Source organism: Nocardia sp. NPDC003693, from assembly GCF_053981095.1.
Window position 1 is genome coordinate 1 of sequence record NZ_JBSFNO010000027.1, and the last position, 26,254, is coordinate 26,254.

The following is a 26,254-nucleotide window of genomic DNA, read 5'->3' on the forward strand; positions in this document are numbered from 1 at the left end:
ACTGGTGCACCCCGAGCGGGGAGACGCCGGCCGGATACGCGCCCGCGTCCGCCGGTTCCATCTCGTTCTGGACTGAGTGGAGCGGGGGAGCGAAGCGGAGGAGCGGAAGGAGGGAAGAACGAGACTTCGGGGGCCGCGAACCCGCCGGAGCGAAGCGGAGGCAGAAAAGTCACGGCACCCGCCCGGAGCGAAGCGGAGGGCAAATTAAACCCAGCTAGACTGGCGCAGTGTCTCCGGCCGATCGCGCGAACAGTCGACGCCGCCAGCCCCGGCGCCGTGGTTCGGCCGGTAGTGCGGCGAAACCTCGCATGCGCACCGTGCGGGAGACCTCGGCCGGTGGACTCGTGGTCGACGGCCTCGACGGCCCCAGCGAGAAGCGTTGCGCCGCACTGATCGGACGCACCGACCGCCGCGGGCGGCTGCTCTGGTCACTGCCCAAGGGACATATCGAAGAGGGCGAAACCGCTGAACAGACAGCGATTCGCGAAGTCGCCGAGGAAACCGGCATCAACGGCAGCGTGGTCGCCGAACTGGGCAGCATCGACTACTGGTTCGTGACCGAGGGCCGCCGGGTACACAAGACCGTGCACCATTACCTGATGCGATCGCTCGGCGGCGAACTCTCCGACGCCGACGTGGAGGTCACCAAGGTGGCCTGGGTTCCCTTGAGCGAATTGGACTCCCGCCTCGCCTACGCCGACGAGCGGCGCCTGGCCGAGGTCGCGAACCGGCTGATCGACCGGATGGAGAACGGCAGACAATGACGTGTGCGGGGTCCGGGGGGCCTGAGCAAGACACCGCGGCGGCACACCCGACTCGACCGAGAACGCTGCACCGCTGGATTCTGTCGTTCGCCGCGGTACTGCTGTCCGTCCTGGTGGCGTGCCCGCCGTTCGCGACAGCACAGCCGACCGGCAACGGTTCCGGCGCGCCCAGCGGACCGAAATTCCTGAAGCTGTCCCTGGATTCGGTCTCGCCGACGGCGATCACCGCGGCCAGCGATCCGTACTTCGTCGTCTCGGGCACCGTCACCAACATCGGCGACCGCCCGGTCGACGACGTCAGCGTGCGCGTCCAGCGCGCCGCGCCCGTGAACAGCCCCAGCGGGCTGCGCACCGCGCTGCGCCTGGACCAGATCAACTACGACGTCGCCGGTGAATTCCAGGACGTCGCAGAACAATTGACGCCCGGACAGCGGAAACAGTTCAGCCTCACCGTCGCCCTGCGCGCCGGGGCCGAGACGCCGGGCGGCATCTCCGCGCTCGACATCACCGCGCCCGGGGTCTATCCGCTGCTGCTCAACGTCAACGGCGAACCCGCGTACGGCGGTCAGGCCCGCCTCGACGACGCGCGCTTCCTGCTGCCGGTCCTCGGCGTGCCCGCGGCCACCGACCCCAAGGCCCCGGCCCCGGCCGTCCCGCCCGCGGTGGACGCTCCGCCGGTCGCCACCACCCTCGTCTGGCCGCTGGCCGACCGCCCGCGCCTGGTGGCCGGGCGGCCCGGCTCGCCCGAGGGCGAGGCCCTGCTCACCGACGACGACCTGGCCGCCTCGCTGACCTCCGGCGGCCGCCTCGATCAACTCCTGTCGGCGCTCGAGACCGCGCTCAAACCCGACGGCGGCCGGGACAAGAATCTGCGCACCGCGCTGTGCCTGGCCGTCGACCCGGATCTGCTGCTCACCGTCTCCGACATGACCGACGGCTACCGGGTGCTGGCCAGCCCCTCGGATCCGGACGGATCCACCCGCGCCGGCGGCGGCGCGAGCGCGGCCAGGTCCTGGCTGGACCGGCTGCGCACCCTCGCCCCCGGCCTGTGCGTGGTCGCCCTGCCGTTCGCGCAGGTCGATCCCACCGCGCTGGCCGCCACCGGCGACCCCACGCTCTCCGAACGCGCGTTGAACGCGCCCGCGGACCTGGTCGATTCGATCCTGTCGGTGCAATCGGTACGCGGGGTCGCCCTGCCGGACGCGGGCAGCATCGACTCCGAGGCCGCCGGACTGTTCGCCCAGCACGGCTTCACCACCGCGGTGCTCGCCGACAACGCCGTCACCAACGGCACCGCGCGCCCGGAGATCACCACGGTCAAGAGCCCCGACGCCCCCCTCGAACCGGTGAACCCCGACATCGTGCGGCTGGCGAGCGTCCCGCTGCCCGCCACCGGCACCACCCCGCCCGCCACGCCGGAACTGCGCGCCGCGACCTTCGACATCTGGGCCGCCACCGCACTGGCCGCGGTCGGCTCGCACCCGCCGACCCCGCCGTTCACCCCGGACCAGGTGCGCTACGACGTCACCAACGACTCCCGTGCGGCGCGCCTGCAGGACGCGCTGGGCGCCATCTCCTGGTCCGCGCTGAATCCGCAGCCGGGACAACCCCGTTCGGCCCTGCTCATGCCGCCGCAGCAGTGGGGTCCCAACCGCGACGAGGCCACCGCGCTGCTCGGTCAGGTGGACGAACTGCTGCGCGCCAACCTCGCCACCGCGCGCTCGTTCCGCGACCTGCTGGCCCAGCCCGCCGATCCGCAGCCCTTCGAACTCGACTACCTCGCCGCGGCCGCCGAGGAAGCGGTGCCCACGCACTTCGCCGAACCGGTACGCCAGCAGGCGCACCGGCTCACCGAACTGATGAGCGCCCTGGTCGACGTGCCGCAGCAGGAACTGAGCCCGCGCGCCTTCCTTACCCCGCTGCGCGACGACCTGATCCGCGCGCTCACGCTGTCGGACCGGCGAGCCGGGGGCGCCCAGGCCGATATCAACGCCCAGCGCCGGATCGATCAGACCAGCCGCTGCGTGGACGATCTGTTCCTGTCGGTGACCGTGCTCCCGCCCGGCGGCGTCTACACCCTGGCCTCGGAACAGAGCCCCCTGCTGCTGGTGGCCCGCAACGATCTGCCCGTCGCGATCCGCGTCGAGTTCCGGATCGACGCGCCCGCCGACACCACCATCTCCGACATCGGCGAACAGCAGCTGCCCGCCAAGGGCACCCGCTCGTTCCAGATACCGACCGAGGTGTCCGAGAGCCGGAGCCTGAAGATCCCGATCGCGCTCACCACGCCGGACGGCGTGCCGCTGGGCGACGAGGTCAAGGTCTCGGTGCGCTCCAACGCCTACGGTCAGGTGTTGGCGATAGTCACCGCGAGCGCCGGCGCGTTACTGCTCCTGCTGGCCGGACGCCGGCTCTGGCACCGCTTCCGCGGGCAGTCGGATCCGGCCGACGAGGGTTTCGACGCGGAGACCCGGCGCCGGGTGAACCGATTCCGGCGGGCGCGCAAGCGCGAGTTACACAAGCAGGAGGCGCGGTGAGCCCGCTCAGGAAACAGGAGGCACGGTGAGCGAATACGGCGACGGTCCGCGCTCCTCGGGCCGGCCCGAGGACGGGCCGCCCCCCGCCCGCCGGACGCCCTCCGCACCCTGGGAACGGGGAGCCCCGCCGCGGCGCGAACCGCCCCGGCCCGCGCCGCCGGGGTCCGGCCCCGGCGGCCGGGGCACGCCACCGCCCCGGATTCCGGGCAATCCCCCCGGGGCGCCCGGTCGCCCGCAACCGGGTCAACCGTCCGGTCCACCACGCGAGCGCGGCCCCCGGCCCGCCGAGGACGGGCCCTTCATGCAGCGGCCCGCGATGCCGCAGCGGCCCGCGCCCCCGAAACCGCCGCACGGCCGATCGAACCCGCCGACCCAGCCGCCCCGCGGCGACCGGCCACCCGCACCCGGCCGGGCCCCCGCGCGGCCCGCGCCCAACCCCGACGACCGCTATCACTGGGGACACCGCGACGCCGACCCGAACCGGCCTGCCGGCGGACCCGGCCCGCAGCGCTACCCGACGCCGCCGCTGTCGAATCCGCAACAGCGCCAACCGCTCCCGCGCAGCATGCCCGCCACGCGTGGCGGACCGGTCACCAGAGACCAGCCCGCGGCCATCGACAAACGGGACAACTCCAACGCGAAACTGGTCCGGGACTCCGGATCCATCGCCATCGCGACGCTGATGAGCCGGATCACCGGATTCGGTAAACAGCTCATGCTGCTCACCGTGCTCGGCCCGTCGATCGCCTCGGCCTTCGGCGTCGCCAACACCCTGCCCGCCATGATCTCCGAGCTGCTGCTCGGCGCGGTGCTCACCGCGATCGTGGTGCCCACGCTGGTGCGGGCGGAGAAGGAGGACCCGGACGGCGGCGCGGCCTTCGTCCGCAGGCTCTTCACCACCGCGTTCACCGTGCTCGGCACCGGAATGCTGCTGGCGCTGCTGCTGACCCCAGTGTTCACGCCGCTGCTCGTCCCGCACGACGGCAAGGTCGACACTGGGCTCACCACCGCCTTCACCTACCTCGTACTGCCCGCCATCCTGCTGTACGGCATGTCCGCGCTGCTGATGGCGATCCTCAACACCCATCAGGTGTTCCGGCCCGGCGCGTGGGCGCCGGTACTCAACAACGTCGTGGTGCTCACCGTGCTGGTGCTGTACTGGCTCACGCCGGGCGAGATCACCCTGAATCCCACGAAGATGAGCGATCCGAAGCTGCTGCTGCTCGGCATCGGCGCGACGCTCGGTGTGGTCGTGCAGGTGGTAGTGCTGCTGCCGGCGATCCGGCGCGAGCGCATCGACCTACGTCCACTGTGGGGGATGGACCCGCGGCTCAAGCGGTTCGCCGCCATGGGCGCCGCGATCATCCTGTACGTCCTGATCAGCCAGCTGGGCTGGATGGTCGCCACCCGGGTGCTCTCCCAGGTCGACGCGGCCGGTCCCGCCATCTACCAATTCGCCTGGCTGCTCCTGCAATTGCCGTACGGCGTCATCGGCGTGACCCTGCTGACCGCGATCATGCCGCGCCTCTCGCGCAACGCCGCGGCCGACGACACGCCCGCCGTAGTGGACGATCTCGGCACCGCCACCCGGCTCACCATGATCGCGCTGGTCCCCATCGTCACGTTCTTCACGCTGGCCGGACCGCAGATCGGCAGCGCGCTGCTGTCCTACGGCAAGTTCGGCGCCGGGGACGCCGAGCGCCTCGGCGAAGCCGTGGCCTGGTCCGCGTTCACGCTGATTCCCTACGCGCTGGTCCTGATTCACCTGCGCGTGTTCTACGCGCGCGAGCAGGCGTGGACCCCGACCTGGATCATCCTCGGCATCGTCGCGGTGAAGGTCCTGCTCTCGGTGCTGTCCCCGCTCGTGGTGGACGACGAGCACGTCGTCATCGCCCTCGGCGTGGCGAACGGCCTGGGCTTCGTGGCAGGCGCGATCATCGGCGGCTGGCTGCTGCACCGCAGTCTCGGCGACCTGCGCATGGCCAATGTCGGGCACACCATCACCCGGGTGGTGCTGGCCTCTGCGGCCGGCGGCGCGGTCATGCTGATCGCCGACAAGGTCATCGGCCTGCACCGGCTCTCGGACTCCTTCGGCGGCGTCGGCTCGGTGGTCCGGGTCGCGCTGACCGCCGTCATCATGTTCGGCGTCGCCTTCGCGCTCATGCGCCTGGCCGGCATCCCGGAGATCGTGGCCATCACCGTGGCCGTCTCGCGGCGCCTGGGGATCACCCCGCCCGCACCGGATCTCGAACTCGACGGCACCCCGCTCGAGGACATCCACGAGACCTCACTGATCCCGCGGCCCGATCTGCGCGCCGCGCCGTACTACTACCGCTTCGATCCGTACCTCGACGCGCAGACCATGGTGCTGCCCGTCGTCCGGCCCGAGGCAGTTGAACCCACCGTCAAGCACGAGTTCCCGTACCCTGTTCGGCAGACGAGCGCAACCGCCGGATCCGGCGTTCCGGCAGACTCGAACCGGAAGCCGGACAACGCCCGCACGACATGGGACGATGCTGTCCGTATGTCGCAGGACGGCGGTGCCCGTACGACATCGGATGCCGGTGGCCCGGTTCCGGCCCCGACATATCGTGCTTCGACACACCAGGGCGAAGGAGGAGCGAGGGTGAGCGACGACGCGGCGGGCGGTACCCCGGCCGCTGAATCTTCAGCGGGCGGCGGGCTCTCCACAGATGTCCCTCCGACCCCGGACGACACGAGTGGATCCCCGGGCGGCAAGGCCGGTTCCGCATCCAGAGGCGGCGAACGCGGCCCCCGGATCGAGCCGGAAGACCTACCCGAGCAGGCCGGCGCGGGCCCCGAAACCGGTGTCTACGAAGCGGTCTCCCCGCTCATGCCGCCCATGCGGGTCGAAACGACCGGCAAGCGGGTCCAGCGCGGTCCCAAGCTCATGCCCGGCGCCTCGGTGGCCGGTGGCCGCTACCGGCTGCTGGCCGGGCACGGCGGCGCGCGCGGGCTGAAGTTCTGGCAGGCGCTGGACGTGAAGCTGGACCGCGAGGTCGCGCTCACCTTCGTCGACGCCGACCAGACCGCCTCGGAGAACTCCGGACACGATGGGCCGCAGGCGATCCTGTCGCGCACGCTGCGCCTGGGCCGGATCAACTCGCCCGGCCTGGCCCGCGTCCTGGACGTGGTGCGCGGTTCGTCCGGCGGCATCGTGGTCGCCGAATGGACGCCCGGCCGCTCGCTCAAGGAGATGGCCGACACCGTGCCGTCCCCGATAGGAGCCGCCCGCGCCATTCGCGCCCTCGCCGCGGCGGCCGAGATGGCCCATCGCGGCGGCGGTTCGCTGTCCATCGATCACCCGGACCGGGTGCGCATCAGCGCCACCGGTGACGCGGTGCTCGCGTTCCCCGGCACGCTGGGCGATTCCGACGCGCAGTCCGACGTGCGCGGCCTCGGCGCGATGCTCTACGCGCTGATCACCGCGCACTGGCCGATCCGCACCGGTGGCGTCACCGGCACCGCGGCCACCATGGGCGGGCTGCCGCTGGCCGATTTCGGGCCGGACGGAACCCCGGTGGAGCCCAGGCAGATTCGGCCCGAGGTGCCCTTCGAGATCTCCGCGGTCGCGGTGCGCTCGCTGGAATCCAACAAGGGCGTGCGCACCGCGGCCACCGTCCAGCACGTGCTGGAACAGGCCTCGGTGGTGGATCAGAAGACCGATCTGATCCCGGTGCTGCGCCTGGGCCAGCGGCCGCCGTCCGCGCCGGACGAGTCGCTGGCCGATCCGGAACTGCTGGCGGCCGAGAAGGAACGCTCGCAGCGGATGATGTGGATCCTGGTCGGGCTCGGCGTGCTCGCCGCGCTGGTGGTCGGCGTCATCATCTGGTGGCTGCTGAGCGTGTTCGCGCCGGGCAGCTCGTCCGAGCCGCTCAACGAACAGCGCAACATCGGCCTGACCACCTCGCAGTCCGCGCCCGCGGCCCCGGGCGCGCCGTCGTCCCCGGCCACGGCCGCGGAGGGCGTGCCGGTGCCGGTCACCGGCGCGATGGTGTTCTCCCCGGAGGGCACCCCGGACAATCCCGGCGGCGTGGGCGCGGTCCTGGACAGCAACGGCGCCACCCTGTGGCGCACGGACGCGTACTTCCAGCAGTTCCCGGCCCTGAAGAAGGGGCTGGGGGTGCTGGCGACGCTGGGCAGCCCGAGCAAGCTGACCAAGGTCGTCATCGAATCGCCCTCGGCCGGAACGCAGGTCGAGATCCGGACCTCGCCGACCGCGTCGCCGACGCTCGATCAGACCCAGTTGATCGGGTCGGCGACGCTCGGCGACGGTCTCACCGAGATTCCGGTCAAGGCGGATCAGCCCGCGCGCTACGTCCTGATCTGGATCACCGCGCTGGGCAGCAACGGCGGCCAGCACCAGACCTCCATCGCCGAACTGCGTTTCGAAGCGGCTCCCTAGGAATCGATTCCCCCGCGCCCCCGGGCGCGGGGCGATCGGGCCGGTCGGCACGGACTGTCCCTTTCGCCCGAAAAGGGGGTGCGAACTGCGCTTTTACCGCCCGAACCGGTGCTCCGGGATCGGCATCCTCGATATGATCTTGCGTACTCACCGGCAGGGGAGCGCACGCCATCCGGCCCTTCGGATCCGGCAGGCATGCGGACAACCGAGGTGGCACACGGCCGGCCGTGGAGGCCGTGGCCACCCCCTTGGGGGTTGCATTGTCGTCTGCGCAGCAATACGGGGAAATCACGGGGGCGCATGCCCCTTTCGTCGGCACGGCCGTCCGGTCCCGCCCCCGCGTGACCGAAGCCTCCGACCACGATCTGCTCACCGCGCACGCCACCGGTGAACGGCACGCCTTCGCCGAGCTGTTCCGCCGCCATCGCGACCATCTGTGGCAGACCGCGCTACGCGCCTCCTACACGCGCGAGGACGCCGCGGATTCGCTACAGGACGCCCTGCTGTCCGCCCACCGCGGTGCGGGGGCCTTCCGCGGGGAGTCCGAGGTGCGCAGCTGGCTGCATCGCATAGTCGTCAACGCGTGCCTCGATCGGATACGTCGCAACAAACTGCGGCACACGGTACCGTTGTCCGACGAGTCGCTAGCCGAACCCCTTTATGCCCGCGACGATTTCGCGAATCTGGAGACCGCGCTGGTCGTCGACGCCGCACTCTTCCTGCTGCCCGCCGATCAGCGCACCGCCCTGGTCGCCGTGGTGCTGGAGGGCTATTCGGTCGCTGACGCCGCCGCACTCCTCGGCGTTCCCCCCGGAACGATCAAGAGTCGCTGCGCGCGCGGCCGGCGGCGACTCGAAGCACACCTGAACTCGATCGACACCTGACATTCCGCCGAATTCCCACACCCGGGTCCTTCTGGAGGGGCGATGAACGACAAGGCCGAGCACGTCGGCGCGGGACATATCGGGGCGGGGGCCGGAACCATACCCCGGCCGCCCTTCGCCACCGAGCTCCTGGCCGACCTGCACGCCGGGAACCTGCCCGAGCATCTGGCCGACCAACTCTGGCCCGCGGTGCGCCGCGATCCGGACGCCGCACGCTATCTGCGCTCACTGGACGCGGTGAACGCCGGCCTGCGCGATCTCGGGCGCGAGGACTACCTGCTGCACCCCATGCCCGGCGACGTGAGCGACCGCCTGGAACGCATGATCGACGACCTGTCCGCCCCGGCCGTGCCGCCCCGGCAGGCGGCCACCGTGCACCGGCTCCCGGCGCGGGCGCGCACCACCCCCGCGGGCCCGCCGACCACCGCGCCCATCCCACTGCTCGCCGGGGCCGGCATCTACGACACCGGCCGGCTGGACCCGCGCGAACTCGACGAACAGCACGGGGCCGGCGACACCCGCGACACCGACGAGGAATTCGATCCCCAGGCCGGACGCAGCACCGGCCGCCCGTCGCGGCGGTGGCTCTGGCTCACCACCGCGGCCGCGGCCACCGCACTGGTCGCCGGGGGTCTGGTGGCGGCCGACGCCATGCGCACGCGGGACGCCACCGGTACCGCCGTCCCTGCCGCGGAAGCCCGGCTCGCGGCCGACCTACCCCACACCACGATGCTCAGCGCCATGGGCAGGCGTGAGATCAGCGGGCCGCTGGCGGCCGGCGACGCCCTCACCGACTGCCTGCGGGCCGCCGGCCTCGACCGCCCGGTCCTGGGCGCGCGCAGCGTGGTGTTCGGCGAACAGCAGGCGGTGCTCGTGCTGCTGACCGGACCCAAGGCCCCCGTGATCACCGCCGCGGTCCTCGCCGCGAGCTGCACGGCCGACGATCCGCGGGTGCTCGCGACCACCGATATCGGCTGATCCCGGCCCGGGGGCGCGCCCGACACGATCATTCCCCTATGGAAGGTCCCGGACGGTCCCCGGCCCCGTACCCCCCGAGCAACGGGAACAACAGCGTTTACGCTGTTGTTGACCGACACGCCTGACACCCGAAATATTGCCTCGGAGGATCCTTTGAGTACCGCTGTTCGCGACCTGATCATCGTCGGTTCCGGACCGGCCGGATACACCGCAGCCGTGTACGCCGCGCGCGCGGAACTCCAGCCCCTGCTTTTCGAAGGCACCCAGTTCGGCGGCGCCCTCATGACCACCACCGAGGTCGAGAACTTCCCCGGCTTCCGCGAGGGCATCATGGGCCCCGACCTCATGGAGGAGATGCGCGAGCAGGCCAAGCGGTTCGGCGCCGACATCCGCACCGAGGACGTGGACGAGCTCGACCTGTCCGGCCGCATCAAGAAGGTCACCGTCGGCGGCGAGGTGTACGAGGCGTACGCGGTCATCCTGGCCATGGGTTCGGCCGCCCGCTACCTGAACGTCCCCGGTGAGCAGAAGCTCCTGGGCCGCGGCGTCAGCGCCTGCGCCACCTGCGACGGCTTCTTCTTCAAGGGCCAGGACATCGTCGTGGTCGGCGGCGGCGATTCCGCCATGGAAGAGGCGACCTTCCTCACCAAGTTCGCCGCCAGCGTCACCGTCATCCACCGCCGCGAAGAGTTCCGCGCCTCGCGCATCATGCTGGAGCGGGCCAAGTCCAACGAGAAGATCCGTTTCCTGCTGAACTCGGAAGTGGCGCAGGTGCACGGTGATTCGGCCGTCACCAGCCTGACCATCCGCGACACCCGCACCGGCGAGACCTCCGAACTGGCCGCCACCGGCCTGTTCGTCGCCATCGGTCACGACCCGCGCAGCGAGCTCGTCGTCGGCCAGGTCGATCTGGACAGCGAAGGCTACGTGCAGGTGCAGGGCCAGTCGACCTACACCTCGCTGCCCGGCGTCTTCGCCGCGGGCGACCTGGTCGATCACACCTACCGCCAGGCCATCACCGCCGCGGGCACCGGCTGCCGCGCGGCCATCGACGCCGAACGCTGGCTCGCCGAGCAGGGCGACATCACCAGCAACACTCTCGAGCACGCCGGCCAGCCGGTGGAAGTCACCAACTAAGGAGCGATCCATGTCCGACGCCAAGACCACCGCCACGAAGACCGTCACCGACGCCACCTTCGCCCAGGACGTGCTGGCCAGCGAGAAGCCGGTACTGGTCGACTTCTGGGCGACCTGGTGCGGTCCGTGCAAGATGGTCGCCCCGGTGCTGGAGGAGATCGCCGCCACCCACGCCGACGCGCTGACCATCGCCAAGGTGGACGCGGACAACAACCCGGAGTCCGCGAAGGACTACGGCATCCTGTCGCTGCCCACCATGGTGCTCTTCCAGGGCGGCAAGGAAGTCAAGCGGATCGTCGGCGCGAAGGGCAAGGCCGCGCTGCTGCGTGAACTCGAAGGCGTCATCTGACACCCGAGTTCGGGCGCACTCTGTAGGATTTCGTCGCCGCGGCGTCCGCGCGGGACCCCGGGCTCCGGCTCGAGGTCCCGTTCGCGGGCGCCACGGTAGGATGCCTGCACTCGACAGTTGCCGAAATCTGGTCCGGGTCTGAGACAATCGACCGACGCTCCGGTCGTGCGTGGTGTAAACCTCTGCACGAGTGGGTACCCGGGTTGGCGGAAGGAAAGGGCTCTTACGCATGCACCGACTTCGTCACGGCGATACTGGACCAGCCGTAGCTGAGGTTCGGAGCACCCTCGCAAGCCTCGGGTTCCTGCACGCACACCCCAACAGCGACCCCGGCGCCCGCAACGGTGAGTACTGGAAGGACTCGGACGCCAGCTTCGACCACGATCTGGACTCCGCGGTCCGCGCGTTCCAGCAGCATCGCGGTCTGCTCGTGGACGGCGTCGTCGGCCCCGCCACCTACCGGGCGCTGAAAGAGGCCTCCTACCGGCTCGGCGCCCGCACCCTCATCTATCAGCTCTCCGCGCCGCTGTACGGCGACGACGTGGCCACCCTGCAGCGCCGCCTGCAGGATCTGGGCTTCTACGTCGGCCGGGTGGACGGCTTCTTCGGCCCGCACACGCACGAGGGCCTCACCTCCTTCCAGCGCGAGATCGGCCTGGCCTCGGACGGCATCTGCGGTCCGGACACCCTGCGCTCGCTCGATCTGCTCGGCGCCCGCGTCACCGGCGGCAATCCGCATCGCATCGCCGAGGAAGAGGTCGTACACCGGGCCGGGCCGCAGCTCACCGGCAAGCGCATCGTGATCGATCCGGGCCTGGGCGGGCCGGACAAGGGCTCGGCCGTGCCCACCGAATTCGGTGACGTCTACGAGTCGGAGATCCTCTGGGATCTGGCGAGCCGGCTCGAGGGCCGCATGGCCGCCACCGGCATGGAGACCTTCCTGTCCCGGCCGTGGGGCGCCAATCCCACCGACGCCGACCGCGCCGAGACCTCCAACACCTTCGACGCCGATCTGATGATCTCGCTGCGCTGCGCGGGCAACCCGAGCACCTCCGCGAGCGGGGTCGCCAGCTTCCACTTCGGCAATTCGCACGGCTCCACCTCGATGATCGGCCAGGTGCTGGCCGGCTTCATCCAGCGGGAGATCGTGGCGCGAACCTCGTTGCAGGACTGCCGAACCCACGCCCGCACCTGGGATCTGCTGCGGCTCACCAAGATGCCGACCGTCCAGGTCGACATCGGTTACCTCACAAACGATTACGACTCGTCCGTGCTGACGAATCCGCGCATGCGCGACGTCATCGCCGAAGCCATCCTGATCTCGGTGAAGCGGCTCTATCTGCTCGGGCAGGACGATCAGCCCACCGGCACCTACACCTTCGCCGAACTGCTCGCCGAGGAACTGGCCGCCGCCGACCGCCTCTGAGCGCACACCCCCGGCAACGAGAAACCCCGCCTCCGGATCACTCGGGAGAGCGGGGTTTCGCCGTGCGGGGCAACCTCTTACAGGGTGACGAGCCGGTTCGGCATGGTCATGGCCGCGGCCGCGAGCAACTGATCCAGCGCGCGCTCCACGTCCTCCTTCCACAGGTGGTCACTGTCCAGCTCCAGCCGCAGTCGCGGGAAACGATGGTGCGCGGCAACCACTTTGAAGCCGACCTCCTCCAGGAAATCGGCGTCGATCATGCACGTCTCCGGCGCGCACCCGGCCGCGGCCGGCGGATTGGCCGCCCGCGACGGCGTCGGCGCGATCCGTTCGAGCAGGGTCATGGAACCGAAGCGATCCGCCATCGCGGTGGCCGGCGGGTCCCAGCGCAGGCCGAACGCCTCGATGGCCCGGACGCCACGACGCACCAGATCGCTCACCACGGCCTGAATGAGCTGCTGGGCTACCCCGTTGTGGTGGTAGGGGTTTTCGGCCCGCAGCGTGGTCAGCAGGACCGCGTCCGGGCTCACGGGGGAGGTGGGGAACAGGCCGGCGCGCGGCACCCGATTCGGCGGCGAGTAGATCGCGCACCCGGCGGGCTTGTCGTCGACCAGTGCGACCTGCCCGCAGGAACCCCACTCCAGCAGCACGGAGGAGAGCCAGGCCTCCTTCTCGAAGACCGGGTCACTGAATTCCCGGGAATCCGCGGCCACCGCCGGATCGATCTCCCAGAACACACACCGCCGGGCATGTGCCGGAAGTTTGTCGAGTCCGCCGAGGGTTAGTGCGGTAACGCTGGTCGACACCGCTCTGCTCAGCCTCCAGCTGTCCGATTCATCCACACTCACGCCGCATCAATATCCGCTCGCCAGCAAGAATAAGCGATCAAAGCAACACGCCTCTCCGGGCCTCTGTTCAGGGGTGCTGAACGCCTCTGTCACAGTGACGTTTCCTCCCCGACCCGGTGGGTGGGGGCCCGAACCTCCGATTTTCCACACTTTCGGAGCCCGGGGGCGGAGCCCCTGAGACCGTTCAGCTCTTCGCTTGCTCCATCAGGCTGACGATGCGTTCGAGGTCGTCCACGGAACCGAACTCGACAGTGATCTTGCCCTTGCGCTTTCCGAGAATCACGGTGACCCGAGTGTCGAAGGATTCCGACAATCGCTCCGCTACATCCTGCAGGCCCGGCATCTGGATCGGCTTCCGCTTGGCACTCGGGGGAGTGGCGGCGGAATCGGGTTCCCGGTTGGCCAGGGTGACGGCCTCCTCGGTCGCCCGCACCGACATACCCTCGGCGACGATCCGCGCGGCCAGTGCCTCCTGCGCGTCGGCTCCACCCTCCAGCGCCAGCAGTGCGCGGGCGTGCCCGGCGGACAACACGCCGGCCGCGACCCGGCGCTGCACCGGAATCGGAAGTTTCAGCAGGCGAATCATATTCGTCACGACCGGTCGGGAGCGGCCGATTCGCGAAGCCAGTTCATCATGGGTGACGCCGAACTCCTCGAGCAGCTGCTGATAGGCCGCCGCCTCTTCGAGGGGATTCAACTGCACCCGATGGATGTTCTCCAGCAACGCGTCCCGCAGCAGCGACTCGTCCGCGGTCTCACGCACGATCGCCGGGATGGCCCCCAGCCCCGCTTCCTGGCTGGCGCGCCACCGCCGCTCGCCCATGATGAGCTGATACTTCGGCGTCGCCCCGGATTCGACCTGCCGCACCACGATGGGCTGCATGAGGCCGAATTCCTTGATGGAGTGCACCAGTTCGGCGAGCGCCTCGTCCTCGAACACCTGACGCGGCTGCTTCGGGTTCGGGACGATCTGCTCGGGCGGGATCTCCCGATAGGTCGCACCGGCGTCCGCGCCCGCGAGATCCACCGCGTCCTCGACCACATCGGCCGGATCCGGAACCCGGTGCAGGAAGGCCGAAGCCGGCTGCGGGCCGATCGGATCCAGGCCGATGACCACGTTGGCGGCGGCGCTGCCCAGACCGCCCGGTGTCGCCGTCGGCCCGGTCGGGATCAGCGCGGCGAGACCGCGTCCCAGTCCACCTTTCTTCGCCTGACTCATCGGTCTACTGACCCCTTTCCTTCATCACCCACCGGATCGAACTCATCTACTACACACCAGCATCGGGCACGGCGGCCGATCCGGCGGGCTGCGCCGCGCGGGAAGCCATCTCGCGACCCGCGTCGAGGTAGCTCATGGCGCCGCGGGAACCGGGATCGTAATCCAGCACCGTCATGCCGTAGCCCGGTGCTTCGGAGACCTTGACGCTGCGCGGGATGACCGAGCGCAGCACCGCGTCACCGAAGTGGCCGCGCACCTCTTCCGCCACCTGATCGGCGAGCTTGGTGCGGCCGTCGTACATGGTGAGAACGACCGTGGAGACATGCAATTCGGGGTTGAGATGAGCCTGCACCAGCCCGATGTTGCGCAGCAGCTGGCCCACGCCTTCGAGCGCGTAGTACTCGCACTGGATGGGGATCAGCACCTCTTTGGCGGCGACCATGGCGTTGACCGTGAGCAGGCCGAGCGAGGGCGGGCAGTCGATCATGACGTAGTCGATGTCGTAGCCGGCGAGGTTCGCCTCCTGAATGGCAGACTTCAGGCGGTTCTCGCGGGCGACCATGGAGACGAGTTCGATCTCGGCGCCGGCCAGATCGATGGTGGCCGGAATGCACAGCAGCCGTTCGCTGTGCGGGCTCTGCTGGATGGCGTCCTTCACCGAGCATTCGCCGATGAGTAGTTCGTAGCTCGACGGAATGCCGGAGTGGTGGGGGATGCCGAGCGCGGTGCTCGCGTTGCCCTGCGGATCGAGATCGACCACCAGCACGCGCATGCCCTGCATGGCGAGCGCGGCGGCCAGGTTGACGGTCGTGGTCGTCTTGCCCACGCCGCCTTTCTGATTGGCGATGGTGATGACCCGCTGTTCCCGGGGACGCGGTATCGCGCCGGCGCCGTTGGGGTGCAGCACCTGGCTGGCGCGGGAGGCTTCCGCGGCGATGGGGGTTTCGATGGGGGAGATGTTGCCGAAGGGCGTGCGACTGAACTCTTCTACATCGAAGGATCCGGTATCGAGCATGCCGGGCACTCGGGACGTTGTTTCCCGTGAAACATTCGCCGGACCGTTGGACATACAGGCTCCTAACCCCGAGAACTCAAAGACACGTGGCCGAGCTGGCGCATTCCATCACTACCGCCGCACCTGGCAACCTCGACGACAGACCGACTACGAAGGCCAGTGGGCATGACGCGACGTTGCGTTGTCACCGAGAAGGTGCGAGGTGCGCGACGATCGATACCCATCCCGAAGCCGTTCCCAGCTGACGCCGCAGCCGATTTCGAGCCGCTGCCGGGCATCGCAGTCTGCGCTCACGCTCGACGAGGACTAGCTTGCCAGTACCGGACACAATACGGAAGTTGAACGGCAACTATGCGCACCCGACACGCACAACGCGCCCGATTCTCGAGTGCGCGTCATGGTTTCCCGTGAAACATCGCGACTGCCGGGCGCCCGGCGACACCGACCCCGAACGCACGATGCGGGCGCGGAGGCTCGTGCCTCCGCGCCCGCATCGGGTGGAATCGATTGCCGTGCCGGATGAACCGCCTACTTGGCGGAGAGGCTGCTCAGCAATCCGGCCAGCGGGTTGCTGCCGGAGGAGCCGGTGCCCCCACCCGGGGTGGTGGGCTTGTTCGTCACAGTGACGCTGACGGTCTTGCTGCTGATGATCTCCTGGACCGCCTTCAGCTCATGGGTGCCCGCGGTGGACGGGGTCCACGAAATGGTGGCCATGCCGTCCTTGACCGACGCCTTGCCGATCTCGGTGCCGTTGTCGCTGAAGGTCACCGGGAACAGGAACGAGGTGGCGGTGACGTCCGCGGTGATGGTGTACGCGGTGCCGACGTACAGGGTCGTGTCCGACACGCTGATCCCCTGAACGAGGGCGTTCGCCTGGGGTGCTGCCACCAGCGCCGCGGTCGCCAGCGCGCCGAGGAGTCCAGCGCCGAGTCCAGTTCGCCGTGCAGTCTTCATGTGTGTGCTCCTGTGCTCCGAAACCCACTGCCGTGTGGGTCATCGGGACAGTACCGACGCGCGCGGCGGAGCACAGCTATTTTGAAGGACCAATCTTTCAAAATAATCGGCCCCGCGAAAAAAGGCGGGAAAAGACGATAGCGACGCCCACTCACCACGCAACGAATGCCCGGCACCGGGGGCGGGCGAACCCGCTCACGCCACGTGACGATACGACCGCGCGGCGATCACTTACCGGAACGACGGCGACGCTCGGCGCGGGGAAGCCGCTCGGCGCTGATCACCATCGTGGGCGTCTCCAGCACGCCGACTCCGACCTCGATCACTTCCGCGCGACCCGCGCCCGCCTTCGTGAGCTCGTCCCGATCGCGTTCCAATTCCTCGATCGCGCTGATGCCCTTGAGCGCCAGCATCCGCCCGTGGTCCCGAACCAGCGGCATGGACCAGCCCGCCAGCTTGGCCAGGGGAGCGACCGCGCGCGAGGTGACCACGTCCGCCCCGCCGGCTTCCTTCTTCACGCCGGGCTGTTCGGCGCGCCCGCGCACCACGGTCACATCCAGTCCGGCGGACTCGATGAACTCGGCCAGGAAAACCGTGCGGCGCAACAGCGGTTCGACGAGGGTGATGCGCAGATCCGGTCGCGCGATGGCGAGCGGGATACCGGGCAGGCCCGCGCCGCTGCCGATGTCCACGACGGTCGAGCCCTGCGGAATGAGCTCACCGATCACCGCGCAATTGAGAATGTGGCGATCCCACAGCCGCGGCACCTCACGCGGCCCGATCAGTCCCCGTTCGACGCCGGCGCCCGCGAGCGCGGCGTAGTACCGCCGGGCCAGATCCAGCCGGTCGCCGAAGACGACGGCCGCGGCGGCGGGCGGTTCGACGAGAGCCGAAGCGGTCACTTCGGTGTCAGGTTCCACGTGAAACATCCTTCTGTGGGGGAGCGGTGAACGGGGGTTCCAGACAAAGCGTAGGGCCCCCGGTCGACTCGACGCGGGGGCCCTGGCTGTGCGGGGGTGCGTGTCACGCGGGCAGAACCACGACCCGGCGGTTGGGCTCGACGCCTTCGCTCTCACTGATCACGCCGTCCTGGGCGGCGACCGCGTCGTGCACGATCTTGCGCTCGAACGGGGTCATGGGAGCGAGAGCCTCACGCTCGCCGGACGCCTGCACGCGCTTGGCCGCCTCGGTGCCGATCTCGCTCAACTCCGAGCGGCGCTTCGCGCGCCAGCCGGCCACGTCCAGCATCAGCCGGCTGCGTACACCGGTCGCCTGTTGCACCGCGAGGCGGGTGAGTTCCTGTAGCGCGTCCAGCACCTCGCCGCGCCGGCCGACCAGCTTGGCCAGATCCTTGCCGCCGTCGATGCTCACGATGGCCCGGTCGCCTTCGACGTCGAGGTCGATGTCACCGTCGAAGTCGAGGACGTCGAGCAACTGCTCCAGGTAGTCGCCCGCGATCTCACCTTCTTCGATGAGGGCTTCCTCGGCATCCACCACGGGCTCGGCCGTGGTCTCCGATGTCGCCTCCGGTGCCGCCGTCGCAGCCGTCACAGTGGGGTCCCCTCCGTCGGTTTCAACAGTCATGGTTGGTTCCTTCATCTGGAGTTGTCGGCGCGGTGCGCCTCAATAGGGCAAGAGCGACTCAGCGCCGGCGCTTCTGGTTGGCCCGCCCGCGGTTGCCGGAACGCTTCTTGTTCGCGGTCGACTTGGCACCGTTCTGGTTGGCCTTGGGCGCGGCGCCGTTCTTGGCGGCGGTCTCGGACCCCTCCGCGGTCACCGTGTCCACGGCGTCCTGCTTCTTGCGCACATCGACCGGCTTGGCGCCCGGCTTCGGCGCGTTCTGCGCACGCCGCTCCAGCGCCTGCTCCTTCTTCGCCTGCTCTTCACGTTCCATGCGGCCGAAGACCAGATGCTGCTGCGCGTAGGTCCAGATGTTGTTCGCGACCCAGTAGATGAGGATGGCGATCGGCAGGAAGGGACCACCGACGAGCACGCCGAGCGGGAAGACCCACAGCGCGAGCTTGTTCATCATGGCGGCCTGCGGGTTGGCCGCGGCCTCCGGGCTCTGGCGATCCACCGACGCGCGCGCGTTGAAGTGGGTGGCCAGACCGGCGATCACCATGAGCGGCACCGACACCGCGATGATGGCGACCTTGCTCGGAACGCCGCCGTACTCGGCGAAGGACTCCAGCACGGCGGTCGGCTCGGTGATGAAGGCCGACAGGGGCGCACCGAAAAGCCGTGCGGTCAGGAAGGATTGGACGTCGCCCGCGCTGAAGACGTAGTTCGCGGTGTGCGCGTTGTCGTACGGCGACATGCCCAGCTGACCCCAGCCGGTGCCGGTGCGGTTGAACGAGCGCAGCACGTGGAACAGACCGAGGAAGACCGGCACCTGCAGCAGCACGGGCAGGCAGCCCATGAGCGGGTTGAAGCCGTGGTCCTTCTGCAGCTTCTGCATCTCGAGCGTCATCTGCTGACGATCGTTCTTGTACTTCTTCTGCAGTTCCTTGATCTGCGGCTGCAACTCCTGCATCTGCCGCGTGGTCCGGACCTGCTTCACGAAAGGCTTGTACAGCACCAGCCGGAGCGTGAAGACGAGGAAGACCACGGACAGCGCCCAGGCGAAACCGTTGTCGTCGCCGAGGGCCCACCCGAAGACGCGGTGCCAGAACCACAGAATGGCCGACACCGGGTAGTAGATGAAATCGAGCACGGCGTTATGTACTCCCGTCGTTCGTATCGCCGGTCACCGCGGACGGCGACCCTTCATTGGCTGATGCCGCGTGCCGGCGACGCGAACGTTCCGGTACGGGGTCCCACCCACCAGGGTGCCAGGGCGCACATTTGGCCAGTCGCACGGCCGCCAGTCCGAGCCCGACGAACAGACCTCGGGTGCGCAGGGCGGTGACGGCGTACTCGCTACAGGTGGGCGTGAACCGGCACACCGGCATGCGGGTGGGGGAGACGTAGGTCCGATACAGCTCGATGAGGAATATCAGAGCTCGGGCCGGGAAGCGGGCAGCGGCGCGCGGCAGGGCGCGAGCTCGGCTCGGCGCGCTCATGATCGGGTGCCGGCGCCGGCGCCGGAATCGGCGCCCGCGTCACCTGTGATGCCGAGTTTGCGCAGCCCGCCTCTGACTTGCCGTTCGAGATCGGCGGAGGATGCATCGGCGGCGCCCGGCAGGGCGCGCAGCACGATGTCCGTGTTGTCGGGCAGTTCGGCCGCGATACTCGCGCAGATATGACGCAGGCGGCGGGCCACACGGTGGCGTACCACCGCTGGACCCACCGCCTTGCTGACGATCAAGCCGAAACGCGGACCGCCCACCCGGATGGATGGCATCGGTCCGCTCGGCTGAGCGTCGTGTAGCAGTACGTGCACAACGAGATCCCGCCTCCCGATCCGCCGGCCCTGGCGTACCGTCCGGGAGAAGTCGGTACGCCGGTGCAGCCGGTACGGCTCAGGCAACACCTGGGCCGCCGACGCAGTGCGGGCGGGGGAGCGACCCGAGAGACGACGAGCCGAAGGTCCGGCTCCACGGCGAGCCGTGCATACGTCGCCGCATCTCGGTGTTGTCGAATCAGGCCGTGAGAGTCTTGCGACCCTTGTTACGGCGCGCCGAAACGATGGCGCGACCCGCACGGGTACGCATCCGGAGACGGAAGCCGTGGACGCGCGCCCGACGACGGTTGTTCGGCTGGAACGTCCGCTTGCCCTTGGCCACGGTCAACACTCCTCTAGGTGGTGGACGTCCGGTGACGCCCGAAGCTTTGTCGGTAAATCAGTGTGCACCACGGCGGATCGGTGAGATCCCTCGGTGCATACCCTTTAGTTCGGCACGGGCAGCAGACAGCCGCCACCGCACCATAGGGTGACTGTAGAAGGGTACTGATCTGCTGGACGAGGGTCAAACTCGGGGTTAAGCGTGGGATCGCCCCGCGTCTTCCGGCTCGTCGGGACCGTACGCCCGGGCCCGCCACGCCCGGTGTCCGGGGTTCGCCACGCGGCGCATCCTGCGGGTTGGTGCGCACGCGCCTCGGTCATGTACGGTCCTTATCTGCGTCGGAGACCGCGAGCTAAGTTGCTAACGATTAGCTGAAGAACCGCAGGTCCACGCTGAATTATGACAATCCACCGGGATGCGACACGCATCCCCAGGTTGTCCACATCTGTGGATAATTGTGTGGAAAGACCCCTGAAGTGGCATATTCGTAGAGCCGACGGCGCCCGCCCACGCTCGGTTATGGGGAAACCGAGTAGTGCCTGCCCGTTTGCTCCAATCGACCTTGCTCCGGGGAGGACTACGTTCGTGGACGACGAGCAGAATGTGCTGACCGCTGTCTGGCCAGAGGTGATCGCCGAGCTTGCGAGCGGCTCCGCCGATGGGGAGATCCAGCCGGTCAGCAAGGCTCACAAGGCATGGCTCGGCATTATCGAACCCATCACCTTCGCACAGGGATTCGCCCTGCTCTCGGTGCCCGGAACGATGGCGCAGGAGGTCGTGGAAAGAGATCTTCGCGAGCCCATTCTGCGGTCGCTGGCGCGGCGCGGCCTCCAGGTCGAGGGACTGGGCGTTCGTATTCGGGCACAGCAGAACTCGCCGGTGGACCGGGCGCCCAGTACGCCGCGGCACGCGCGGATGACCTCGCGCCCGGAACGCCCGCGTGAGACCGATCACGCTCCCGGCGGCTACCAGCCGGCGCCGCCCGCACCGGTCCCCGCGGACCGGCCCGTACCGCACTACCAGGCACAACCGGAGTACCCGGCGGCCCGCTACAACGCTCCACAGGACTACCCCACCGAGTACGGCGAACGCAAGACCTATCCACCTGTGGAATTCCCCCCGGCGCCGATGGCCGAAGAGTTGCCACCGCCGCCCGCACCCGAGCCGCAGGCCCCGCCGCGCCGCCGGGAACCTCATCGGGCCCCGGCCATGCCGCCGGGCCAGGAGTCGTTGTTCTCGCCCGATCCCGACCCGGAGCCCGCACCGCTGCCGCCGCCCGCGCGCCGGCCCGTGGACGAGGATCACCACGACGACGAGGAGCCGGTGGTCAACGCCCGCAACTCGTGGCCGTCCTATTTCCCCAGCAAGTCGCCCGAGCGCGAGACCCCGCAGCCGCCCTCGGCGAACAGCCTGAACGCCAAGTACACCTTCGAGACCTTCGTCATCGGCGCGTCCAACCGCTTCGCACACGCCGCGGCGGTCGCCATCGCGGAGGCTCCGGCGCGCGCGTACAACCCGCTGTTCGTCTGGGGCGCTTCGGGTTTGGGCAAAACGCACCTGCTGCACGCGGCCGGGCACTACGCCCAGCGGCTGTTCCCGGGCATGCGGGTGAAGTACGTGTCCACCGAGGAATTCACCAACGACTTCATCAACTCGCTGCGTGACGACCGCAAGGTGGCCTTCAAGCGCCGCTACCGCGAGACCGACATCCTGCTGGTGGACGACATCCAGTTCATCGAGGGCAAGGAGGGCATCCAGGAGGAGTTCTTCCACACCTTCAACACCCTGCACAATGCCAACAAGCAGATCGTGGTCTCCTCCGACCGGCCGCCGAAACAGCTGGCCACGCTGGAGGAACGCCTGCGGACCCGCTTCGAGTGGGGCCTGATCACCGATGTGCAGCCGCCCGAGCTGGAGACCCGCATCGCCATCCTGCGCAAGAAGGCGCGGATGGACCGGCTGGACGCGCCGCACGACGTGCTCGAGCTGATCGCGAGCCGGGTGGAGCGCAACATCCGCGAGCTGGAGGGCGCGCTCATCCGGGTGACGGCCTTCGCCTCGCTCAACGGTCAGCCCCTCGACCTGGGCCTGGCCGAGATGGTGCTGCGTGATCTCATGCCGGACACCGCGACCATGGAGATCACCGCGGCCACGATCATGGCCGTGACCGCGGAGTACTTCAATACGACGCTGGAGGAGCTGACCGGTCCGGGTAAGGCCCGGCCGCTGGCCCAGGCCCGGCAGATCGCCATGTACCTGTCGCGCGAGCTCACCGACCTATCCCTGCCGAAGATCGGCCAGGCGTTCGGCCGGGACCACACCACGGTCATGTACGCCGAGAAGAAGGTGCGCAAGGAGATGACCGAGCGGCGCCGGGTGTACGACCAGGTTCAAGAACTCACAGCCCGAATCAAGCAACGTTCGCGCTGATCCACAACTAACAGGCCCCCACGTCGGTTGACGTGGGGGTTTGTAGTTTCCGGGGTTGGGGATTCCTCGAGGAGTCCTCGAGGAAAGCCTGTGGAATCCTCGAGGAATCCTCGAGTTGTGCACCGGTTTACCCACAGGGCTCGATCCACAGGGGTGCACAACCGGTTGTCCACAGTTCACACAGGTTCGTTCATCCTCGAGGTCTGACCTGGGCCGATGGGAGTTGTGCCCTGTGGATTCCTCGAGGACTCCTCGAGGAGTCCTCGAGTAAACACCGGGTTGTCCCCCGATTCACTCCCATGTGGGTAGGTGGGCCCGAAACCGGGGAGCAACTCGAGGATGACTCGAGGATGAATGTGGAAACCGGCCGTGCTTCCACAGCCACTCCACGTTCATCCTCGAGACACCCTCGAGACATCCACACGCCGCCACACCCTCGGACCTGCGGAAACCGGGGAAGTCCACAGATTCCACACCGCCTACTACTACTTCAGTTCTCTCTAATTAGATTTCTCTTTTAAAACAGGTGTGTGGAAAGTCGGTCTGGGAGTGAACGGTTCGACGGGTAGCCGCTCCCCACTCGAACGAGGCATGGAGAAGGACGGGGGACGGGTTGCCCCACACACACCCGGAGCATCGACCGGAGCACACACCGAGTGGTTCGTTCGCGACCGGCGGGCCGTTTCATCGCGGACTCCGTCCGTGCGCCGGTCCCCGGGTCCATGACCACGGGCGACGAGCCGGCGGGTGCGCGCCGAGCCGGTGGGAGGGTCGGCGCGCACCGGCGAACTTCGCGCGGGTACGGTTCCTTGTCGTGCCCCTGTGCGAGACTGCGTAGGCGGCTTCCGGGGGAGAGGGCTCTAGCCCCCCTGAGAAATTCGCAGACCACGATCTATCGAGACTGGGAGAGGACAGCCGGGCGATGGAGCTTGCAAGCATGAAGTTTCGGGTTGCTCGCGAGGACTTCGCCGAATCCGTAGCCTGGGTGGCCCGCAGCCTGCCGTCGCGGCCTCCGGTCCCTGTGCTCGGCGGTGTGCTCCTCGTGGCGGACGAAAGCGGTCTGACCGTTTCGGGATTCGACTACGAGGTCTCCGCGCAGATGCGGGTGGCCGCCGAGGTGGCCGGCCCCGGACAGGTGCTCGTCTCGGGCCGCCTGCTGGCCGACATCACCAAGGCGCTCTCGAACAAGCCGGTGGACGTGTCGGTGGACGGCACCCGCGTGCTGATCGCCTGCGGCAGTGCGAAGTTCTCGCTGCCGACCATGCCGGTCGAGGATTATCCCCAGCTTCCCGAACTTCCTCCCCAGACCGGTGAACTCGGTGTGGACGTGTTCTCCGCCGCCGTCGCGCAGGTGGCCGTGGCCGCGGGCCGCGACGACACCCTGCCGATGCTCACCGGCATCCGGGTGGAGATCGAGGGCCCCAAGGTCGTCCTGGCCGCCACCGACCGTTTCCGGCTCGCCGTGCGCGAACTGGAGTGGAACCCGGGCCGCGCGGACGTGGAGACCTCGGTGCTGGTCCCGGCCCGCACCCTGTCCGAGTCGGCCAAGACCCTCGGCGCCTCGGATCAGCCGGTGCAGCTGGCGTTCGGTACCGGCAGCGACGGTCTGCTCGGCATCGTCAACGGCGGCCGCCGCACCACCACGCGCCTGCTCGACGCGGAATTCCCCAAGTTCCGCCAGTTGCTCCCCAAGGAGCACACCTCCATCGCGACGCTCACCGTGGCGGCGCTGACCGAGGCCATCAAGCGTGTGGCCCTGGTGGCCGAGCGCGGCGCGCAGGTGCGGCTGGAGTTCTCCGAGGAGGGCGTGCTGCTCTCCGCCGGCGGTGACGACGCGGGCCGCGCCGAGGAGTGGCTGGACGCCGATTTCCGCGGTGAGCCGCTGACCATCGCCTTCAACCCCGGCTACCTCGTCGACGGCCTGTCCGCGCTGCACACCGACAAGGTGACCTTCGGTTTCACGACGCCCAGCCGTCCGGCCGTCTTCGTGCCCGCGCCGGAAGAGGATCCGGCACAGCTGGATTCGGGCGCGTTCGCGGCGCTGGCCAGCAGCTACATCTATCTGCTGATGCCGGTGCGGCTCCCGGGCTGATCTGTGCACAGTGTTGACAACCCTGTGAAAAACTCGGCGCGCGTAGAGGATTCGATTCCTCTGCCCGCCGGGTTTTTTTCGGTGCGTGTGACGATTCCGCCGCGCGCCACGGCTGCTGCCCCGCCGCGTCCGCGCGCGCTCGCCGGCACCGGGCCGTTTCTCCCCAGGTGGGTATCGCCGCTCCACAGGACGGTGTCGCCGGGTCGCGGTCGCGCGGCGCGTGCGGCCGATGCGAAGGGCACGGTGGACTGACCGGATGTACGTGCGCACCCTGTCGCTGCGCGATTTCCGGTCGTGGGAAGCCGCCGAGCTCGAATTGCCGCCGGGCCGAACGGTTTTCCTGGGCTCCAACGGCAACGGCAAGACCAATCTGATCGAGGCCGTCGGTTATCTGTCCACACTCGGTTCACACCGCGTGTCCACCGATGCCCCGCTGATCCGGATCGGCGCCCAACGCGCCCGCATCGGTGCGACGGTGGTGAACACCGGTCGCGAGCTGCGCGTGGACGTGGAGCTCAACCAGGGCGTCGCGAACAAGGCGCAGATCAACCGGTCGCCGGTGCGGCGCCCGCGCGAGATCCTGGGGATTCTGCAGACGGTGCTGTTCGCACCGGAGGACCTGTCGCTGGTGCGCGGGGATCCCTCCGAGCGCCGGCGGTTCCTGGACGAGCTGGCCACCGCGCGCCTGCCGCGGCTGGCGGGGGTGCGCGCGGATTACGACAGGGTGCTGCGGCAGCGCTCGGCGCTGTTGAAAACCGCGGGGCGGCACGCGCGTTCGGGTGCGCGCGGGAACGAGCTGAGCACGCTGGACGTGTGGGACGGGCATCTGGCCGCGCACGGCGCGGTGCTGCTGGCCCAGCGCCTGCGCCTGGTGCACGAGCTTTATCCACACCTCGCACAGGCCTACGGCTCGATCGCCCCGGAGTCGAGACCGGCGTCGATCGGTTACCGAAGCGGTTATCTCCCACCGGAACTGCTCGATCCGGCGCGTTCTCCACAGGATGGTGACGACGGCGAGCTGGAGGCGATTCTGCTGCGCGAGCTGGCCGCGGCCCGGTCGAAGGAACTCGAGCGCGGGGTGTGCCTGGTCGGTCCGCACCGTGACGATCTGGATCTGATGCTGGGTTCCGCGCCCGCCAAGGGTTTCGCCAGTCACGGTGAATCCTGGTCCTTCGCACTGGCTTTGCGGCTGGGCGCGTTCGAGCTGCTGCGGACCGCGGGCACCGACCCGGTCCTGATCCTGGACGACGTGTTCGCCGAGCTGGATCGCCGCCGCCGGACGGCGCTGGCCGCCGTCGCCGCCGGGGCCGAGCAGGTGTTCATCACCGCGGCGGTGCCCGAGGACGTCCCGCCGGAATTGGAGGCCGCGCCGATGCCGGTGGAGACCACGGGCGAGGCGGACCGCCGCGCCTCGCGGATCGCGCGCTGAGGGACCGTCGCGCCTCCGCCCGCCGATTCGCGACTCCGGAT

General features: G+C 69.1%; 21 protein-coding genes. 11 read left to right on the top strand and 10 right to left on the bottom strand.

Annotated features, from left to right (window positions below; genetic code table 11):
- Positions 1-227 precede the first annotated feature (227 nt).
- The 8 genes from ACWDOP_RS26070 to ACWDOP_RS26105 all read left to right on the top strand — a co-directional run bounded on the left by ACWDOP_RS26070 (position 228) and on the right by ACWDOP_RS26105 (position 12,501).
- Entirely contained in the window at positions 228-764 is a 537-nt protein-coding gene (locus tag ACWDOP_RS26070; RefSeq protein WP_354988339.1) for an NUDIX hydrolase, read from the top strand.
- Entirely contained in the window at positions 761-3,301 is a 2,541-nt protein-coding gene (locus tag ACWDOP_RS26075; protein WP_456347155.1) for a DUF6049 family protein, read from the top strand. Before ACWDOP_RS26070 ends, ACWDOP_RS26075 begins: the two co-directional genes overlap by 4 nt.
- Positions 3,302-3,866: 565 nt before the next feature.
- A complete protein-coding gene (gene murJ / locus ACWDOP_RS26080) occupies positions 3,867-7,727 on the top strand; it encodes a murein biosynthesis integral membrane protein MurJ (protein WP_456347206.1) in 3,861 nt (1,286 codons plus the stop codon).
- 341 nt (positions 7,728-8,068) lie between these two features.
- The gene (sigM, locus tag ACWDOP_RS26085; protein WP_456347156.1) at positions 8,069-8,611 is read left to right on the top strand and encodes an RNA polymerase sigma factor SigM; all 543 of its coding nucleotides are present in this window, start codon (positions 8,069-8,071) and stop codon (positions 8,609-8,611) included.
- A 42-nt stretch (positions 8,612-8,653) separates the two neighbouring features.
- Entirely contained in the window at positions 8,654-9,589 is a 936-nt protein-coding gene (locus tag ACWDOP_RS26090) for a hypothetical protein (RefSeq protein WP_456347157.1), read from the top strand.
- A gap of 153 nt (positions 9,590-9,742) precedes the next feature.
- Positions 9,743-10,726 carry a thioredoxin-disulfide reductase gene (gene trxB, locus ACWDOP_RS26095; protein WP_456347158.1) on the top strand — a complete coding sequence of 328 codons (984 nt, stop codon included), beginning with the start codon at positions 9,743-9,745 and terminating at the stop codon, positions 10,724-10,726.
- Positions 10,727-10,736: 10 nt separating this feature from the next.
- Positions 10,737-11,075, top strand: a complete 339-nt coding sequence (trxA, locus tag ACWDOP_RS26100; RefSeq protein WP_454200822.1) for a thioredoxin — start codon at positions 10,737-10,739, stop codon at positions 11,073-11,075.
- A gap of 229 nt (positions 11,076-11,304) precedes the next feature.
- Positions 11,305-12,501: an N-acetylmuramoyl-L-alanine amidase gene (locus tag ACWDOP_RS26105; protein ID WP_456347159.1), complete on the top strand. Its 1,197-nt coding sequence runs from the start codon at positions 11,305-11,307 to the stop codon at positions 12,499-12,501.
- A 77-nt stretch (positions 12,502-12,578) separates the two neighbouring features.
- Here ACWDOP_RS26105 and ACWDOP_RS26110 read toward each other — a convergent pair whose 3' ends face one another.
- From ACWDOP_RS26110 to rpmH, 10 genes are all read right to left on the bottom strand, one after another.
- On the bottom strand, positions 12,579-13,307 hold the full coding sequence (locus ACWDOP_RS26110) for a GNAT family N-acetyltransferase (RefSeq protein ID WP_454200820.1): 729 nt from the start codon (positions 13,305-13,307) through the stop codon (positions 12,579-12,581).
- A gap of 226 nt (positions 13,308-13,533) precedes the next feature.
- Entirely contained in the window at positions 13,534-14,568 is a 1,035-nt protein-coding gene (locus tag ACWDOP_RS26115; RefSeq protein WP_454200819.1) for a ParB/RepB/Spo0J family partition protein, read from the bottom strand.
- Positions 14,569-14,617: 49 nt separating this feature from the next.
- Positions 14,618-15,583 (bottom strand): ParA family protein, encoded by a 966-nt coding sequence (locus ACWDOP_RS26120; RefSeq protein WP_454201018.1) that lies wholly within the window; start codon positions 15,581-15,583, stop codon positions 14,618-14,620.
- A gap of 528 nt (positions 15,584-16,111) precedes the next feature.
- Positions 16,112-16,537 carry an Ig-like domain-containing protein gene (locus ACWDOP_RS26125; protein WP_454200817.1) on the bottom strand — a complete coding sequence of 142 codons (426 nt, stop codon included), beginning with the start codon at positions 16,535-16,537 and terminating at the stop codon, positions 16,112-16,114.
- A gap of 227 nt (positions 16,538-16,764) precedes the next feature.
- Positions 16,765-17,466, bottom strand: coding sequence for a 16S rRNA (guanine(527)-N(7))-methyltransferase RsmG (gene rsmG / locus ACWDOP_RS26130; RefSeq protein WP_456347160.1), 702 nt, complete (start codon positions 17,464-17,466; stop codon positions 16,765-16,767).
- A gap of 94 nt (positions 17,467-17,560) precedes the next feature.
- Complete coding sequence (locus ACWDOP_RS26135) at positions 17,561-18,121, bottom strand: Jag family protein (RefSeq protein WP_454200815.1); 561 nt, start codon at positions 18,119-18,121, stop codon at positions 17,561-17,563.
- Between the two features lie 58 nt (positions 18,122-18,179).
- Positions 18,180-19,250, bottom strand: coding sequence for a membrane protein insertase YidC (gene yidC, locus ACWDOP_RS26140; RefSeq protein ID WP_454200814.1), 1,071 nt, complete (start codon positions 19,248-19,250; stop codon positions 18,180-18,182).
- Positions 19,251-19,254: 4 nt separating this feature from the next.
- A complete protein-coding gene (gene yidD / locus ACWDOP_RS26145; RefSeq protein WP_454200813.1) occupies positions 19,255-19,599 on the bottom strand; it encodes a membrane protein insertion efficiency factor YidD in 345 nt (114 codons plus the stop codon).
- Positions 19,596-20,009 (bottom strand): ribonuclease P protein component, encoded by a 414-nt coding sequence (gene rnpA, locus ACWDOP_RS26150; protein WP_454200812.1) that lies wholly within the window; start codon positions 20,007-20,009, stop codon positions 19,596-19,598. The genes yidD and rnpA overlap by 4 nt, the downstream gene beginning before the upstream one ends.
- 109 nt (positions 20,010-20,118) lie before the next feature.
- Positions 20,119-20,262: a 50S ribosomal protein L34 gene (rpmH, locus tag ACWDOP_RS26155; RefSeq protein ID WP_454200811.1), complete on the bottom strand. Its 144-nt coding sequence runs from the start codon at positions 20,260-20,262 to the stop codon at positions 20,119-20,121.
- 585 nt (positions 20,263-20,847) lie between these two features.
- On the opposite strand from rpmH, the gene dnaA reads away from it, so the two are divergent.
- From dnaA to recF, 3 genes are all read left to right on the top strand, one after another.
- Positions 20,848-22,692 carry a chromosomal replication initiator protein DnaA gene (gene dnaA, locus ACWDOP_RS26160; protein WP_456347161.1) on the top strand — a complete coding sequence of 615 codons (1,845 nt, stop codon included), beginning with the start codon at positions 20,848-20,850 and terminating at the stop codon, positions 22,690-22,692.
- Positions 22,693-23,614: 922 nt separating this feature from the next.
- Entirely contained in the window at positions 23,615-24,784 is a 1,170-nt protein-coding gene (dnaN, locus tag ACWDOP_RS26165; protein ID WP_454200809.1) for a DNA polymerase III subunit beta, read from the top strand.
- A 256-nt stretch (positions 24,785-25,040) separates the two neighbouring features.
- Complete coding sequence (recF, locus tag ACWDOP_RS26170) at positions 25,041-26,213, top strand: DNA replication/repair protein RecF (protein WP_456347162.1); 1,173 nt, start codon at positions 25,041-25,043, stop codon at positions 26,211-26,213.
- Positions 26,214-26,254: the final 41 nt, after the last annotated feature.

Bases quoted from the DNA above. Each gene is read 5' to 3' on its own strand.
- ACWDOP_RS26075 (WP_456347155.1), top strand. From the start codon at position 761: ATGACGTGTGCGGGGTCCGGGGGGCCTGAGCAAGACACCGCGGCGGCA.
- murJ (WP_456347206.1), top strand. From the start codon at position 3,867: ATGCCCGCCACGCGTGGCGGACCGGTCACCAGAGACCAGCCCGCGGCC.
- ACWDOP_RS26090 (WP_456347157.1), top strand. From the start codon at position 8,654: ATGAACGACAAGGCCGAGCACGTCGGCGCGGGACATATCGGGGCGGGG.
- trxA (WP_454200822.1), top strand. From the start codon at position 10,737: ATGTCCGACGCCAAGACCACCGCCACGAAGACCGTCACCGACGCCACC.
- ACWDOP_RS26105 (WP_456347159.1), top strand. From the start codon at position 11,305: ATGCACCGACTTCGTCACGGCGATACTGGACCAGCCGTAGCTGAGGTT.
- ACWDOP_RS26115 (WP_454200819.1), bottom strand. From the start codon at position 14,568: ATGAGTCAGGCGAAGAAAGGTGGACTGGGACGCGGTCTCGCCGCGCTG.
- ACWDOP_RS26120 (WP_454201018.1), bottom strand. From the start codon at position 15,583: ATGCTCGATACCGGATCCTTCGATGTAGAAGAGTTCAGTCGCACGCCC.
- ACWDOP_RS26125 (WP_454200817.1), bottom strand. From the start codon at position 16,537: ATGAAGACTGCACGGCGAACTGGACTCGGCGCTGGACTCCTCGGCGCG.
- rsmG (WP_456347160.1), bottom strand. From the start codon at position 17,466: ATGTTTCACGTGGAACCTGACACCGAAGTGACCGCTTCGGCTCTCGTC.
- ACWDOP_RS26135 (WP_454200815.1), bottom strand. From the start codon at position 18,121: ATGACTGTTGAAACCGACGGAGGGGACCCCACTGTGACGGCTGCGACG.
- yidD (WP_454200813.1), bottom strand. From the start codon at position 19,599: ATGAGCGCGCCGAGCCGAGCTCGCGCCCTGCCGCGCGCCGCTGCCCGC.
- dnaN (WP_454200809.1), top strand. From the start codon at position 23,615: ATGGAGCTTGCAAGCATGAAGTTTCGGGTTGCTCGCGAGGACTTCGCC.
- recF (WP_456347162.1), top strand. From the start codon at position 25,041: ATGTACGTGCGCACCCTGTCGCTGCGCGATTTCCGGTCGTGGGAAGCC.